Annotated in this window: 14 protein-coding genes; 13 read left to right on the plus strand and 1 reads right to left on the minus strand. The window is 56.6% G+C overall.

Going from position 1 to position 15,037, the window contains the following annotated elements:
- Positions 1-125: 125 nt before the first annotated feature.
- The 7 genes from AB1S50_RS15390 to AB1S50_RS15420 all read left to right on the plus strand — a co-directional run bounded on the left by AB1S50_RS15390 (position 126) and on the right by AB1S50_RS15420 (position 7,786).
- Entirely contained in the window at positions 126-1,220 is a 1,095-nt protein-coding gene (locus tag AB1S50_RS15390) for a hypothetical protein (protein ID WP_367151823.1), read from the plus strand.
- Positions 1,220-3,313, plus strand: a complete 2,094-nt coding sequence (locus AB1S50_RS15395) for a portal protein (protein WP_367151825.1) — start codon at positions 1,220-1,222, stop codon at positions 3,311-3,313. The genes AB1S50_RS15390 and AB1S50_RS15395 overlap by 1 nt, the downstream gene beginning before the upstream one ends.
- Before the next feature lie 138 nt (positions 3,314-3,451).
- Positions 3,452-4,606 carry a hypothetical protein gene (locus tag AB1S50_RS15400; RefSeq protein WP_367151826.1) on the plus strand — a complete coding sequence of 385 codons (1,155 nt, stop codon included), beginning with the start codon at positions 3,452-3,454 and terminating at the stop codon, positions 4,604-4,606.
- 12 nt (positions 4,607-4,618) lie between these two features.
- Entirely contained in the window at positions 4,619-5,854 is a 1,236-nt protein-coding gene (locus AB1S50_RS15405; RefSeq protein WP_367151827.1) for a N4-gp56 family major capsid protein, read from the plus strand.
- 62 nt (positions 5,855-5,916) lie between these two features.
- The gene (locus AB1S50_RS15410; RefSeq protein ID WP_367151828.1) at positions 5,917-6,300 is read left to right on the plus strand and encodes a hypothetical protein; all 384 of its coding nucleotides are present in this window, start codon (positions 5,917-5,919) and stop codon (positions 6,298-6,300) included.
- 308 nt (positions 6,301-6,608) lie between these two features.
- Positions 6,609-7,073: a DUF1203 domain-containing protein gene (locus AB1S50_RS15415; RefSeq protein WP_367151829.1), complete on the plus strand. Its 465-nt coding sequence runs from the start codon at positions 6,609-6,611 to the stop codon at positions 7,071-7,073.
- Positions 7,074-7,153: 80 nt separating this feature from the next.
- Positions 7,154-7,786, plus strand: coding sequence for a DUF2306 domain-containing protein (locus AB1S50_RS15420; protein ID WP_367151830.1), 633 nt, complete (start codon positions 7,154-7,156; stop codon positions 7,784-7,786).
- Between the two features lie 198 nt (positions 7,787-7,984).
- Here AB1S50_RS15420 and AB1S50_RS15425 read toward each other — a convergent pair whose 3' ends face one another.
- Entirely contained in the window at positions 7,985-8,311 is a 327-nt protein-coding gene (locus AB1S50_RS15425) for a response regulator receiver protein (RefSeq protein ID WP_367151831.1), read from the minus strand.
- Between the two features lie 171 nt (positions 8,312-8,482).
- Here AB1S50_RS15425 and AB1S50_RS15430 point away from each other — a divergent pair, with 171 nt between their 5' ends.
- The 6 genes from AB1S50_RS15430 to AB1S50_RS15455 are packed head-to-tail and all read left to right on the plus strand — an operon-like array spanning position 8,483 to position 15,030.
- Entirely contained in the window at positions 8,483-9,085 is a 603-nt protein-coding gene (locus AB1S50_RS15430; RefSeq protein WP_367151832.1) for a hypothetical protein, read from the plus strand.
- Positions 9,078-9,719: a phage adaptor protein gene (locus AB1S50_RS15435; RefSeq protein ID WP_367151833.1), complete on the plus strand. Its 642-nt coding sequence runs from the start codon at positions 9,078-9,080 to the stop codon at positions 9,717-9,719. The genes AB1S50_RS15430 and AB1S50_RS15435 overlap by 8 nt, the downstream gene beginning before the upstream one ends.
- On the plus strand, positions 9,719-10,333 hold the full coding sequence (locus tag AB1S50_RS15440; protein WP_367151834.1) for a hypothetical protein: 615 nt from the start codon (positions 9,719-9,721) through the stop codon (positions 10,331-10,333). Before AB1S50_RS15435 ends, AB1S50_RS15440 begins: the two co-directional genes overlap by 1 nt.
- 18 nt (positions 10,334-10,351) lie before the next feature.
- Positions 10,352-10,723, plus strand: a complete 372-nt coding sequence (locus tag AB1S50_RS15445; RefSeq protein WP_367151835.1) for a hypothetical protein — start codon at positions 10,352-10,354, stop codon at positions 10,721-10,723.
- A 3-nt stretch (positions 10,724-10,726) separates the two neighbouring features.
- Positions 10,727-14,179 carry a pyocin knob domain-containing S74 family peptidase gene (locus AB1S50_RS15450; protein WP_367151836.1) on the plus strand — a complete coding sequence of 1,151 codons (3,453 nt, stop codon included), beginning with the start codon at positions 10,727-10,729 and terminating at the stop codon, positions 14,177-14,179.
- Positions 14,179-15,030 carry a SprB repeat-containing protein gene (locus AB1S50_RS15455; protein WP_367151838.1) on the plus strand — a complete coding sequence of 284 codons (852 nt, stop codon included), beginning with the start codon at positions 14,179-14,181 and terminating at the stop codon, positions 15,028-15,030. The genes AB1S50_RS15450 and AB1S50_RS15455 overlap by 1 nt, the downstream gene beginning before the upstream one ends.
- The last annotated feature ends 7 nt before the right edge of the window (positions 15,031-15,037 follow it).

A 15,037-nucleotide genomic window follows, 5' to 3' on the forward strand; every position in this document is an offset into this window, starting at 1 on the left:
CAAAACAGCGTTTATGACCTGTATATTCGGTATTTTGACGTTACCTCGCTGTAAAGGCAGCAGGTGTTCGATAATTTTGAATTGCGATTTTGTGATTTCCATAAACGCAGATTTTATCAAAATTAGTGTTAACAGGCCCTAGCACGATTCACTACTTTCACGGCTCCGAGGTGGCGCACTGGCCCAATGCCCAGACCCATGCGGCCGGTGTATTGCAGGCGGTGCCGGAGGGTGAGAACAGTGAAATCGTATTCGAGAGCACGGCCAACGGTATCGGGGGTTACTTCCATGAGCTCTGGCAGAAGGCCGAGTCCGGGGAGTCGGAGTTTATCGCGATTTTCCTGCCCTGGTACTGGCAGCCGGAGTACCGCAAGAAACCGCCTGAAGGTTGGAAGCCCAGTGATACGGAACTGAATACCGCCAAGACCTACAACCTGGATCTGGAGCAGCTGTACTGGGCGCACCAGAAGAACATTCAGTTGGGAGGCGATGTCGGTGAATGGGGCTGGCTGTTCCTGCAGGAGTACCCCTTCTGTGCCGCCGATGCCTTCCAGCAGTCCGGGCAGGACACGCTGTGCAGTACCGCACTGGTAGCCGCAGCCCGGAAACGGGACGACAGCGAGGTCAGTCATTACGGCGCGCATATTGTCGGTGTGGACCCGGCCCGCTACGGCGGTGACCGAGCCAGCTGGATCCACCGCAAGGGCAATAAAGCCTGGGGCCTCAAGAGTCTGCTTAAAACCAGCACCACCCAGCTGGCGGCCAAGATTGCCAGGGAGTGCGACGCCTATGGGGAAGCGGGCAACCCGGTGGATGCCATCTTCGTGGATGAAGTGGGTCTGGGTGCGGGCACTGTGGATGCCCTGGAGGATATGGGTTACCCGGTGATTGGTATCAATGCGGGCTCCGCGGCCAGTGAGCCGGAGCAGTATTACAACCTGCGCGCGCAGATGTGGGACAACCTGGCCGACTGGCTGGGGGGTTGTGTCTCCATCCCCGACGTGAACAGCCTGCACGCGGACCTGATCGCGCCGCAGTACACCTATAACGTGAAGCAACAGCTGGTTTTGGAAACAAAAGAACAGATGAAGAAACGTGAAGTGCGTTCCCCCGATGAAGCCGAGGCGCTGGCGCTGACCCTGGCGGTGCCGGTGGCCGCACCGGAAAAAGGCAGAGGGCGCCGTGGGCGCCGGCCACCGCGCAACTGGAGAGCGCCCTAATGTCCTTCGGCATTGATCACGCAAAGCAGCAGGGCGGACTGCCACTCAGAAAACTGGAGCGCTTTCTGGACGATATTCGGGTGCAGCCGGAATGGCGCAGCGAGGCGGACCGGGCCTGCGCCTATTACGACAGCAACCAGATTACCCCCGAGATGCGCGAGTTGCTGGAATCCCGTGGTCAGCCGATCCTGACTCACAACCTGATGGCGCCAGCGATCGATGGTGTATTGGGCCTGGAGGCGCGCACCAGGGCAGATTGGGTGGTGCGTCCGGACGATGACGACAGCGTGGAGGTGGCCGAGGGTATTAACGAGAAGCTCAATGAAGCGGCGCGCATGACGCGGGTGGACAAGGCGTGTGCCGACGCCTTTGCCGGCCAGGTTAAATGTGGTCTGGACTGGGTGGAGGTGACCCGCGGCAATGATCCTTTTGCCTATCCCTACCGCTGCAAGCGGGTGCACCGCAATGAGATTTTCTGGGACTGGCACGCGGACCCGGATCTGGCCAATGCGCGTTGGCTGTTGCGGCGGCGCTGGGTGGACAAGGATGAGGCGCAACTGGCATTTCCGAGCCATAAACATTTGATTGAGTTTGCCTGCCAGGGCTGGGACGGGTTTGACACCGAGTATCAGTTGATGCAGCGGGACGACCTGCTGGGCGCCTATTCCGACTACACCAGTACGGATATGTTTCTGCAGGACTGGTGGGACAGCGACCGGGAGCGCGCCCTCATCTATGAGGTCTACTACCGCCACTATGTGGAACGTCCGGTGATGTTCACCCGCGAGGGGCATGTGCTGGAGGTGGACCCGCGGAACCGGATGCACCAGGCGCTGCTAGCCAGCAACCGGGTGCAGGTGCGCACCATGACGTTTCCAAAGATGCGGCTGGCCTATTTTATCGGCCCGCACCGGCTGGTGGATATTCCCTCGCCGCATCCCCACAACCAGTTTCCCTATGTGCCTTTCTGGGGTTTTAGGGAGGACACAACCTTTGTGCCTTACGGCCTGGGCCGACGGATGATGCCGGCACAGGATGAGGTGAATGTGCGCCGGCAAAAACTCACCTTCCTGTTAAACAAGGTCCATGTGGTCAAGGATGAGGATGCGCTGGCGGGGAATATGTCTGATGAAGAGATGCTGGATGAGTTTTACCGTGCTGATGGCGTCGTGAATCTCAATCCTACCCGCACCACCAGAAACAACAACGCCTTTCGTGTGGAGCAGCAAACCCACGTCGCCGCTCAGCAGTTCTCCGTGATGCAGGAGGCGCAGCGGATTATCCAGGAGACCGCCGGGGTCTATTCGGCGTTTCTGGGCCAGGAGAGCGGGGCCAAGTCCGGAGTGGCGATCGACTCGCTGGTAGAGCAGGGCAGCACTACGCTTGCGGAACTCACCGACAACTACCGCTTCGCCCGTCAGCAGGTGGGCGAGTTGCTGATGGCGCAGGTGATTCACGATCTCAGTCACCGGCCGGATGTGGCCGTGTCGCGCAATGTGGGCAAACCGGATAAAACCAAGGTCATCGTGCTCAATGGCACCGAGGGCACCGGCCAGCCCAGAACCAATCTGGTGACCAAGGCCAAATTGCAGGTGGTGCTGGGGGACATTGCCAGCACGCCCAGTTACCGCGCCCAGGTTTCCCAGCGCATGATGGAACTGGCATCAAGCCTGCCGCCGGATATGCAAATGGTGATGCTGGATTTGATTGTGGAGAGCACGGATCTGCCCAAGCGGGATGAAATTGTCAAACGTATTCGCGAAATGAACGGTCGCGGCGTTGACCCTGAAGACATGACCCCGGAGCAGCACGCCCAGATGCAGCAGGCGCAGCAGTTCGAGCAGGCGATGCAACAGCTGGGTATGGCCGAGGCGCAGGAGAAGGTGCGCAAGCTGGCCGCGGAAGCCGCCAAACTGGAGGCGCAAGCCGGTACCGAGCAGGGCAAGTCGAAATTGGGACCGGCTGAACTTCGACAGCTGGACGCCAGCACTGAAAAACTGATCGCAGAGATGAAGAGTGTTATCGCTGACGTAGCACTAAAACGCTCGCAACTCAAATTCCAGCAGGTTGGGGATAGCCCAATGACTGCGTGACCTATTGGCCAGCGACGGCCAACCCCGGATGTGAATAACCCGCTCTGTGCGGGTTTTTTTATGCCCGGACTTCCGCACGCCCGAGCGATAGAGGGCGACTTCGCAGCCATGCGACAACTGGTAAAAGGTGGAGAAACGATGAGTAAGTTTGAGATGGACGATGTGGATCTGGACGGACTGGGCAAGTCGGAAGACGAAATCAACGAAATTCTCGAAAGTGGCGATGAAGCTGCGATAGAGGCACTGCTTGGTTTTGGTGATGAGTCCAGCGAGGCAGAGACCAAGACCCCGGAAGCCAGCGATGGTGATAAGGGCAACGACGATCAGGAAGAAACAACCTCTGAGGAGGAAGGCGATAGCGACGCTGGTAAACAGGGCGATAACGACGGCACCCCGCCCGATGCCGACCAGCCGGGCGAACAGCCGACCGATTCGGATGGTGACAGCGAGCGGTATGTGGAGAGCCGTAACGGCCAGCACAAGATCCCCTATGCGGTGTTGCAAAATGCACGGGAGCGAGCCAGTGCACTGCACAACCGCACCGAGGAACTGCAGCAGAACCTCAGTGGCACCCAGGCGGAGCTGGCGCAGCTGAAGTCTGTCAATGATCAGCTCAAGCAGCAGCTGCAAGCCAACAACCTGACCCCGGCCGATGTACTCCAAAAAGTCGACATTGATGACGAGATGCTCGAAACCCTGAGCGAATACGGAAACCTTGGCGAAGTGGTGCGCGCCCTGGCGTTGCAGAATCAGCAGTTGCAGGAGGCCATTAGCCAGGATCGGGAAAATGCAGTACCCCCGGTGCCTGACCAAGGGCCTGATGCTATGCAACAACAGGTGGAAACCGCCATCGCCGACAATCCGAGCCTGTCCGACTGGAGACAGAATGATCCCGATAAATGGGAGATGGCCATTATCGTCGATGAAAAGCTCAAACAAGACCCCGCCTTTAAGGAGGCGTCGTTCGAGGAACGCTTTAAAGAAGTCGTCAAGCGTACCCAGGCCGCCTTTGGTGTTCCCGACAAACCCCAGGACGAACCCGGCCAGAGCAAAAAAACTCCGGATCAGTCCGATCAGGACGCGCAAGCGCTGGCCGATAAAGCCAAGGCAAAAGTCGAGGAAGCGACCAAGAACCAATTCCCTCAATCGCTGACCGATATAGGCCACTCTTCGACCGCAGAAAAGTCCCGCTTGGATCAATTCTCCGAAATGTCCGAAGCGGAACTGGCGGTGGCGATGGAGAATATGTCACAGGACCAGATCGAGTCGTTGATGGCCGAACTCGGTGAATAACAGGTATTTATTATGTCAACTTCCATCTCCGCGGGTAGTGCTGCGCGCAACCGCATTTTTAACGCGGCGCTCTTTATGGAGGCCACACGCCGCAATTCCTTCACCAATGTGCTGACCGGGCCTGCCCCCAAGAAGGCCGATAAGAAAAAGATCGACGGAAAGCAGCAGACCAACCCCGGTGCGCCCGTGGTCCGTATTACGGATTTGTCCAAGAATGCCGGTGATGAAGTCACGGTGGACCTGTACCACCAACTGCGTCAGAAGCCGGTCATGGGCGACAGCAAACTGGCGGGTAAGGGCGCCAGCCTGACCTCCAGCCAGTTCCAGCTGAAGATCGACCAGGGCCGTACCATGGTGGATTCGGGCGGGGCGATGAGCCAGCAGCGCACCGCGCACGATCTCAAGCAACTGGCCCGCACCCTGCTGGGGCCTTACTACACCACCCTGGAAGACCAGCTGGTGTTGATCCACCTGGCCGGAGCCCGAGGGGTACACAATGACTCCGACTGGATTGTGCCGCTGGAGGACGATGCGGATTTTCAAAAGATCTGTGTCAACGCACTGACCCCGCCCACCTACGACCGCCACACCTACGGTGGTGATGCGACGGCGGTGGACAACCTGGACAGTGCCGACCTCTTTACCCTGGCCAGTGTGGACAATATGCGGCTAATACTCGATGAGATGCCGTTCCCGCTACAGCCGGTAAAGTTCGAGGGCGATCCCCAGGCGGACGATGCGCCTTTCCATGTGCTGTTTGTGTCCCCACGCCAGTGGCACGATTTTTGGACCTCCACCAGCGGCAACGACTGGCGGGCGCTCACGGCCAATGCACACCAGCGCGCGGCCCATTTTAAGCACCCGGTGTTTTTGGGGGAGTGCGCCATGTGGAACGGCATCCTGGTGCGCAAGATGAAGCGCCCGGTGCGATTTATCGCCGGTACCAATGTCAATGTGTGTACCAACAGCGCCAGTGCGGGGACTTGGACGCAGACAGCGGGCACCACCATCGACCGCGCCATTCTTCTGGGTGGCCAGGCGCTGGCCAATGCCTACGGCCGCAGTGGCAAAAAGGCCAGGGGTGGTATGCACTTTTCCATGCACGAAGAGAAGACCGACCACGGAAACGTGGTGGAGCACTCGATTGCCTGGATGAATGGCAAGGCGAAGATCCGTTTTAAGGGCACCGACGGCCGGACTAACGACCACGGTGTGATGGTGCATGACACAGCGGTAAGCGGCGACTGACCGATAAGGGCGGGGGCTTGGCTCCCGCTTTCTTCCTCTTAACTTCTTTGGAGTGATCCAATATGAAAACCCCAAACCTGAACACCATTCAGCAAAATGGTGAATACGGCAACCTGTGTGTTGCCACCGGCAGGGCCATTTACGAAGGTGATGCGGCCGGCACCGTCGGCCCTGTGCTCAAGCTGCCGGCGATGACCCAAATCACCGGCTTTCGCATGGTCAATGACGCACTGGGTGCATCCACCACGGTTGCCGTCGATGCGGTCGGAGAGGACAGCAGCACTCCAGTGTTGCCCGCCACCAGTACCGCGTCCTCGGGCAATACAGCCTATACCGGCAAATCCCTCTTATTGCTGGATCCCACTGAGCTGCACTTGATTCTGGCTGGTGGTTCCGCGACCGGGGAGGTGGAGTGCATTGTCGAGTATGTGTACGTCGGAGCCTGAGTTTTGGTCAAGTTTTGTGCAATCGCTCATGCTCAAAGTGACGAATTGACGGTTAAGTGTTGAGCTAGGCGACAAGAGCTAATGACTCACTATCTTTAGTTGCTATTTGATCGAAAATCTATATGTTGGTGTAAATAATGGATCTATTACGGAATTTGCTCGATCAACTCCACAAATAGTGGCCAAATAGATAGTGAGCAATTGGCTCTTTAATAAATTGTTATGCGCGAATTACTTGTTCATTTTCAGTTGTGAGTTTGAATAATTGCTAAGTAAATTCGTACTTCCCCCCGGTAGAGGCCAACGAAATGGAAAACGACTTCTTAGTCGTACCGCTGGAGAGCAGCTTATTTTCTTCACTCGATGATACTGCACTCAACGCATCTAACGCTCAGTGGATTAATGTTGACTCAAAGCCGGGATATCCATGCAGAGTATCTCTAGAGGATGCAGAAATTGGAGAAAGAGTGCTTGCTATTAATTATTGTCATCACTCAGTAGATACAGCTTATAAAGCATCCGGCCAGATATTTATCAGAGAAAATGCGGTAACAGCATATCTATCAAAAAACGAAATTCCCAAAATGCTTCGTCATCGGTTACTCTCTTTACGCGCATACAATAGTGAAGGGAATATGGTAAATGCAATTGTCACAGAAGGCAGAGATTTAGACGTAGTAATCAATAGACTTCTGATGGATCAGTGTGTTGAGTATATACAGATCCATAATGCCAGGCCCGGCTGCTTCAATTGTACAGTAGTCAGGGCATAACAAGCGCAGTCGCAGAGACAAGTTTTCCGCTACGCTCCAGTTTTTTGCGGAGTGCGACGTCAGGTCAATAAGGAATGCATATGATTAATAAAGCCTCATGGAGCATAATGACTTTATCAGCAATAGGAGTTGCGATTTATGCATTGGCCCTTTTGATTGAGCCGAATATTAGGCCGCTATTTGTCCAGAACCTATTTTTACACTTTCCAAATTTTACTAAGATTCATTTTTTGGGTGGTGCTATTGCTATATTAATAGGTGCTTTTCAGCTAAGCTCCTCAATAAGGAGAAAATATCTATATTTGCATCGTATACTTGGCCGTATTTATGTTGGCTCTGTTGCTTTTGGCGGTCTTTCTGGGTTTATTTTAGCTGTGAACTCTGTAGGGGGGGCTTGGGTACAGACTGGATTTGCGCTAATGGCAATATTTTGGTTGGGTACAACACTAAATGCATATCGCGTTATTCTTCAACGGGATGTTAAGTCTCATGAGCGCTGGATGGTGCGGAGTTATGCAGTAACATTGGCAGGCGTTACCCTAAGACTTTATCTTGGCCTTAGCGTAGTTTTAGGCATTAAGTTTATCGATGCTTACCCTATATTGGCTTGGTTGTGTTGGGTTCCAAACTTGTTAGTAGCTGAATTATACCTTTGGTTCAAATTGAATAAAGTACAAACATTCAATAAAAGTAGCCTATCGGATTCTTACTAACTTTCGTTACCTGATTAATCCTTTTTCCTTTCTGTACTGATCTGGTTGGCAGCAGTCAACCGGTAGTTTTTTCGGAGTAAGGCCATAACGTAAGCCCGCTTAGTGCGGGCTTCTTTATTTGGATTTTCAGTGATTTAATTACAGCTCGAATTCAAACGAATAACTGTAAATGATTGATTGGTATGGCTGATATGCAGATCATCTATTTATAGACAATCGATTGATATAACAATTACTAGAGCTGCTGTCAAAAAAGATTGAAACGTTTTTTCCAGACGCCAGTCCTGCCAAGGCGGCACTAAACATTAGTTGCAAACCCTCTTGGGTTACACCATTCTCTCCCACTTTTACATGGTAGTAATTATCAGTTCTGGTACAGCTTGGGGAGCTTTCTTGTAAGGTTATCACAAAGGTTCCATTACCGAACGGATAGACTCTTGTAACTTGAGAGGTAAATACCACCTCTTCCGCTGTCGCTGGAAGAGAAATTAGTGTGGTAATCAGTATGGCTATCAGTTTACGCATTTTCCTTTAACCCTTTATTTATTGGTCGAACCTTCAGGTATTTGTACTGAAGTAGTGTAAATCCAAGACTGCGGGACCCCGTAGTTGGACGCTGGATTATAGGTTTACGTTTCTTTGACGTATAGCCCCGAGCCCGCTTTGTGCGGGCTTTTTCTGTTTAGGAGATTTCCAATGACTGGACCCACAGTGCAAGTTAAGTACATCGGCAATAAGCCGGCAAAAAGAGATACCGTCTGTGGTACCGGCACCCTCTGGGCGGGCCATGGCGATGTACAGGCTTTCCCGAGAGATAAGGTGGCGCTGCTGCTTCGGCATCCAAAGGTATGGCAGCTTGCTGACGTTTCAGCTGTCGGAATCACTGCGGCCGAACAGCCCCTTCAACCCGAAGCTTCTGTACACGATGAGAAGGGCGAAGCATCCCCTAATGAGCGTCGTGAAGTTGGGCAACCGACTTTAAGGTGCGCACCGGTGACCGGGGAGGTTAAAGACCCTGAAGATAATGGCCCTGAACCGCTTATATCTATTCAGCCGCTTATATCTATTCAGCCGCAGGGAGAGGGGCAAATCGATGCGCTCAGTACTGCGGAAAACAACCCGAAAAATCAGACAGTCGATCTGGTGGCGGTGATTCGCGCGATGCCAAAAGATGAAGCCCATTTTAATCCGGGCACCGGCAAGCCTAAAGTGGCCAGGGTACGTGAGCTGGCCGGCGATCCGGGCATTACCGCTGACGATGTGAAGCGGGCCTGGGAAACGATCAATAGCAATGATTAACGCTCTGATAACGCAGGTGCGCGGTAGCCTCCGCGATGCCGGTGAAGTGCAGTATAGCGCTGAAGCCATTGGCAGTGCGCTGTTGGATGCGGAGCTGGTGGTTGTGGCCTACAAGCCGGAGGCCACTGCGGAGGATGTGGAAGTCACCACGGTGGGAGGCGCCCGTCAGCAGATTCCGGCTGACTATCTGCGGGTGCTGGATATTAAGCACAACGGCACTCTGGCGGAACCCGGCCGCAGTATTCGCCTGGTGGCACGGGAGCACCTGGACCTGATGGCGCCCAACTGGCGCGGTGCCAATACAGAGCCGGAGGCCCGGCAGTACACCTACGACGAGCACAACCCGCGGGTTTTTGAGCTGTCCCCGCCGGTAGTGGCCGGCACGGTAGTGGCGACTTTGGCAAAGCGCCCGGCTGCGTACGATGACCTGACAACGGCGACGCCAACGGTGGGACCGGAATACCGCCCTGCATTGATTGAGTATGCGCTGTATCGGCTGTTCAGTGAGGACACCGAAGGTAGCGTGAACGAGTCCCGCAGCCGCAAGCACTACGCCAATTTCTTTAACTTCCTCGGGGTCAAAGTGCAGAACGAAGCACGGGTTTCCCCGTGGCAGCCGGAGCGCAAGGTCTGATGCTGGAACATGAGCTGGTTGATATTGATGCGTTTCTGCCCGGTATTGTGATCAGCGTGCCGGATGCGCCGGAGTCGTTGATCCGTCATCACCTGTTGTCGGTATTGCAGGACTTTTGCGAGCACGCCTGTTACTGGCGGGAGCCTTTGGTGGATGTCTACACCATTGAGGGTATCGACAGTTATTTTCTGGAAGGCCCGGGTGATACCGAGGTGGTCAAGGTGCTGGAGGTGAAGGATGCGGAGGGCAATGTGTTCACGCCGCGCCAAAAACCCATACCCGGCGAGCGCTGGTGGTGGCAGTCCCAGCCCGGTGTGCTGGATATTGACCCTGAACTGGGCGAGCAGGTATTGACGGTGCAGGGGGCGGTCAAGCCCTCAAATACGGCCGCGAGTGTTTCCAGGACGCTGTTGACGGATTACCGCGACGCCATAGAGCAGGGCACCCTGGCCAGGCTCTACACCATGCCGCAAAAACCCTGGTCGGAGCCGGCGTTGTTTCAGTTGGCGCAGGACCAGTATGTGGCGGCGCGCGATCAGGCGGCCCGCAAGGCCGGACGTGGGTTTTCCACCACTCCGCGACGCTACCAACCCAAACCCCGTATTTTTTACTGAGTTTTTCTTGAGGCGCCTATGGCCAGTAAAAAGAACCTCACCGATGCCGTGATCGGGGACAGCCTGAGCCTGCCGCTGGTGTTTAAGGATGAGAATGGCGAGCGTATCGATATTTCCGGGCGCACCTTCTGGTTGACGCTCAAGCTGAAACCGCAGGTGCCCGACGAGCAGGCGGACGCCCAGGCCATTTTGACGGCGCCTGTGGATGCCAATAGCCAGAACGGCGAAACGGCGATTGGACTGAGCGCGGCGGAGACGGAGAATCTAAAGCCTGCCAGTTACTATTACGACCTGCAGATGGCCACGCCAATACCGGGCGGCGACACTGAAGTGCGGACCATTGTGTATGGCCGTATCCGCTTTGTGCAGCAGATTACCCGGAGCCGCTAAGCCATGAGCGACACCCTGGAGGTTCAAGCGGCAACAGAAACCGTTGAGATTGAAACGGTGGCCCGCCAAGCACTGGAGGTAACGCTGGACGCGAGGGGCCAGCCCATTGCGGTTGAGATTACCGGTGATGTGGGCGTGGTGGCGCGCCTGGCGGCGCAGGTGGTGGAAGCGGAGCAAAACGCCGGTGCCAGTGCGGCGGCGGCCGCACAGAGTGAAGACAATGCGGCGAACAGCGCGCAGAGTGCTGCCGGGAGTGCGACAGCTGCCGAAAACAGTGCCTCGGATGCGGGCGCCAGTGCGGTCACTGCCAACGACCACCGGATCGCTGCGGAAAACAGCGCGGCGAACTCCGGCAACAGCGCGGCTTCGGCCGAGGCCAGCAAACAGGCCGCTGCCGACAGTGCCTCCTCCGCACAAAGCTGGGCCAACTCCGCGCAGATTTCTGCTGAACAGGCTCAGACGCAGGCACTCAACGCTGAAATTAGCGCCAATGAGGCGGGAAATTCATCGCTAGCTGCATCGGAAAGTGAAAATGACGCCAATGCCAGCGCTGGGCAGGCGACGACCAGTGCACAGAATGCCGCCAACAGTGCCGCGACCGCTACCACACAGGCGGGCTTGGCCACTACTGCAAAAACCGATGCGCAGGCGGCGCGTGATGGGGCCATCAATGCGCAGGCCGGAGCCGAAACAGCACAGGGTATTGCCGGTAGCAGTGCGGTGGCCGCAGCAGATAGCGCAACGGTGGCGCAGACCGCAGAGACCGGTGCAGTTGCGGCACAGCAAAAAGCCTTGCAGTGGGCCAACCACCCTGAAGACCAGTTGCTACCCGGAGAGACGCAATACTCCAGCGCTCACTGGGCGGCCAAGGCGGCCAACTCGGCCCGCTATGTCATCATCAGCGACGGCGTTGTGGATGGCAAAAATGTCTACGTCAACGACTTTATCACCTACTCGGTGCCGGATGCGGCCTGGTTTATAACCCCCGGTTCGGGCAACGTCGCCAGCGTCAACGGTTATATCGGTGCGGTGGTACTGGATTACGGGGATTTTGCCGGAGCGCAGAATACGCTGTTCGATGCCGGCGTGGGTGTGCGCGGTAAAAACAGCGCTGGCGCTGCGAAATACCTGGCACGGACCAGTGCCGATGGCGCCCAGGTGTGGCTGGGTGACGCCACCATGCCGGCGGTGGTTCAATCGGCTTCGGTACCCCGGTGGAACAACGGTTCCGCTAGTGTTGACCTGTTGCATACCGGAAGCGGCAACCAATGGCTGGCGGGCCGTTTGGCGGTGGGCAAGTCACAAACGCCGGCACTGGCCAACGGCGGCAACGAGTCCCTGGTTGCGGACACCGGGTTTTATGCGCACGCCAACGCCGACGGGGGCGAGACCTTTATCGGCTTTGCCAGCGGTGACAGTTTCGATGCGCGGTTTTACTGCAACCCCGCCGAGAAGGTGGTGGATTTTGTCGGCGGCAGCGCCGGCTGGAAACTGCAGCAGGCCGGGCAGGATCTGCTGCACAGCGGGGGCGGGCAGACAGTCTCTGGCACAACCACTTTCGACAGGATTCGCTTCCCGCGCGCCAGCGCTGGGCCTATCGAGTTCCTTCATCCTACCGCTGGATCATTCAAAGTCGGTTTTCAGGATGACTACCTACGCTTTCGCGGCAGTGGTGCGGATAACCCCGCGGGTATCCGCCTGGATGACGAATCAGAAGCGGTTGTGGCGCTGTCTCGCCATGGTGCTTCACAGTTTTATCGCGGACTCAACGCCAGTGCGATCAGCGAAGACGGCACCGCCCTGGCGGAAAAGTATCTGGGTATTTCTGCTACAGCGGCCGATGCCGCAAAGCTGGGCGGTGAGGAGGCGGCCCACTTTATCTCCGGCAAGAACGCGAGTGGCACCCTGGGCGTTCAGGGCACCAACGGCTGGAACGATGTTGTCAAAAGCGGCTTTTACAACGGCTCGGTTCAAGCCAATGATCCGCTGGGAAACGCCACCGGCTGGTACTGGGGTATTCACGTCAGCCACGAGAACACCAGTCAGCAATACGGCTGGACCCTGGTGTCCAGCAACAGCGCCAATCCGACCTGGTATCTGCGCGGTGTGCAGGCGGGCAGCTGGGGCAACTGGTATCAAGTTATTACCAGCAAGGGCGGGCAGACCATTCACGGCGGCCTGGAGCTGGGTGCTGCGATAACGCTGCCTTTTGGGGACGGGTTTCAGTCCAAAGATTCCGGGGGCACTCCGCACTCCATCGCGCGGTTGGGCACTGGTAACCTGGCGATTTTAGGCACTGCTATTTATCCGACCCGAATTGACAGTGCGGTTGTACCTCGCTGGTGGGACGGTACCAATAACAGGGATCTTCTGCACAGCGGCGGTGGCCAGTCGATTGGCGGACTGACCACGTTCAATTCCGCGAGCTATGGCCAGCATATCAAGATTGTCCGCGGTGGAGAGAGCTGGAGCATCACATCCTCCCTCGACGGTTCCCTGGATTTCAACCGCAACTCCGGGTCCGGCACCGCCAAAGTGGATATGCCAGCGCTGAATGCCAGCGGCGCTCTGACGCAGAGCGGGCATCAGGTCTGGCATGATGGCAATACATCGGGCTTTACCCCGGCCTCGGCGCCGGCACTGGGCGTGGTGAACCTGAACAATTACCAGACCCCCGGCTTCTATTACCAGACCGCCAATGCCAACGCCACCAGTGGGAGCAATTACCCAACCGCAAAAGCGGGTTCCCTGGTGGTCCAGGCCGCAGCCGGCGTCACCCAGCAGTATTACACCTACAATTTTCTGAGCAGTGATGCGCCCGACTTCTATTTTCGGGGCTATTACAACGGCAGTTGGTCGGCCTGGAGAAAGGTGCTGCACTCCGGCAGTACAAACGCCTCTGTTGCGGGTTCACTGGGCATTGGTGTCGCCTCTGGCGGCACCCTGGCCAACGGCAAGGGCATCGCCCTGGGGGATAACGATACCGGTATCCGCCAGAATGGCTCAGGGGTGCTGGAGCTATGGGCGAATAACCAGGAGGTGATGCAGCTTACCAGCAGCACTATTTATTCCTACAAGCGCCATTACTTTAATGCGGAATTTACGGTCAACGACTCTGACGCAGGACTAAAAGAGCATTTCCGCGAAGTTGAATTGACGCGACTACTGGAAAAGCTGGTGCGGATCGAGTGGCTACTCTATGACCTGAAGGATGGCAGTGCCAAGGATCAGTTCGGCGTGGTGGCGCAGAGTATCCAAAAGATACTGCCGGAAGTGGTGGAGCGCAATCCGGTCACCGGAGATTTGTCCGTGTGCTACCCGATGATTTACAACTACTGGTGCGCGGTGAACGCCTGGCAGGCACAGCGGCTCACGAAGCAGCAGCGGCGGCTCAGGAACCAGCAAAAAGCCCTCAATCGTTTGACGGCCCGGGTCAGAAAGCTGGAGGCGGCCTAGTGGGGTCCACACCGGGCAGCTATCCGCTGACCAGCGAGCAACTTGCGGGTCTGGACGGCATCAATAATACGTTTACCAGTGAAAACCTGGCGGCGCGCGGCGATGTGCCGGGCCCGCCCTTTAGCAGCGATGATCTGCTGGGCCTGACGGACTATGTGCCCATGAGTGGGGCCTCGCTGTCAAAAACCAGTGTCACCAATGAAAATATCGCGCTGGTTGGGACTTCCCGAACACTGAGTTCCGGCACCATCACCGCCAGCGTCAGTGGTGGCACGGGCAACTACACCTATACCTGGCAGAAGGTCAGCGGCACCACCCTGTCACAAAGCGGCTCCGGGTCGTCGGTCAGTTTGACCCATACCAGCAGCGGCGGCGTGTCGGTTACGGCGGTCTACCGGTGCCGGATTACCGATGGTGTGGGCACCATCACCACCAACAATATTGCGATCAACTTTACCCACTACCGGCTCAATACCGGCGCGATCACCAACGAAGTTGCGATTGACTACGCGCCGGCGACGGTGACCGCGACGGTGTTTGTGAACCGCAACGGCACTGCCAGTGGTACCGGCTACTGGATAGCGCCGGCCAGTTCCACCGTGGGGGATTTATTTGATGTGTATTTCAATATCACCCTGGGCACGGTCAGTAGTGGTTCGCCCACCACAACCCCGTTGACGATCAATACCCAGCGCTGGCAATCGGTGACGGCCAGCCAGTCGCGGCCGGATAAGCCGGGCCTGAGCAAGGTAGCGGACGTGCGTGTGCGGATACGCAAAAAATCCGGTGGCGGCTACCTGTTCGACAAGACCGTCAGGATTTCGGCAATCGTGGAGAGTGACTGGCTATAGCGCCTTT

This window comes from Microbulbifer discodermiae (assembly GCF_040742695.1).
Lineage (GTDB): Bacteria > Pseudomonadota > Gammaproteobacteria > Pseudomonadales > Cellvibrionaceae > Microbulbifer.

Coding starts and splice junctions, on each gene's coding strand:
- AB1S50_RS15410 (WP_367151828.1), top strand. CDS start 5,917: ATGAAAACCCCAAACCTGAACACCATTCAGCAAAATGGTGAATACGGC.
- AB1S50_RS15420 (WP_367151830.1), top strand. CDS start 7,154: ATGATTAATAAAGCCTCATGGAGCATAATGACTTTATCAGCAATAGGA.
- AB1S50_RS15435 (WP_367151833.1), top strand. CDS start 9,078: ATGATTAACGCTCTGATAACGCAGGTGCGCGGTAGCCTCCGCGATGCC.
- AB1S50_RS15450 (WP_367151836.1), top strand. CDS start 10,727: ATGAGCGACACCCTGGAGGTTCAAGCGGCAACAGAAACCGTTGAGATT.
- AB1S50_RS15445 (WP_367151835.1), top strand. CDS start 10,352: ATGGCCAGTAAAAAGAACCTCACCGATGCCGTGATCGGGGACAGCCTG.
- AB1S50_RS15405 (WP_367151827.1), top strand. CDS start 4,619: ATGTCAACTTCCATCTCCGCGGGTAGTGCTGCGCGCAACCGCATTTTT.
- AB1S50_RS15440 (WP_367151834.1), top strand. CDS start 9,719: ATGCTGGAACATGAGCTGGTTGATATTGATGCGTTTCTGCCCGGTATT.
- AB1S50_RS15415 (WP_367151829.1), top strand. CDS start 6,609: ATGGAAAACGACTTCTTAGTCGTACCGCTGGAGAGCAGCTTATTTTCT.
- AB1S50_RS15430 (WP_367151832.1), top strand. CDS start 8,483: ATGACTGGACCCACAGTGCAAGTTAAGTACATCGGCAATAAGCCGGCA.
- AB1S50_RS15425 (WP_367151831.1), bottom strand. CDS start 8,311: ATGCGTAAACTGATAGCCATACTGATTACCACACTAATTTCTCTTCCA.
- AB1S50_RS15400 (WP_367151826.1), top strand. CDS start 3,452: ATGAGTAAGTTTGAGATGGACGATGTGGATCTGGACGGACTGGGCAAG.
- AB1S50_RS15395 (WP_367151825.1), top strand. CDS start 1,220: ATGTCCTTCGGCATTGATCACGCAAAGCAGCAGGGCGGACTGCCACTC.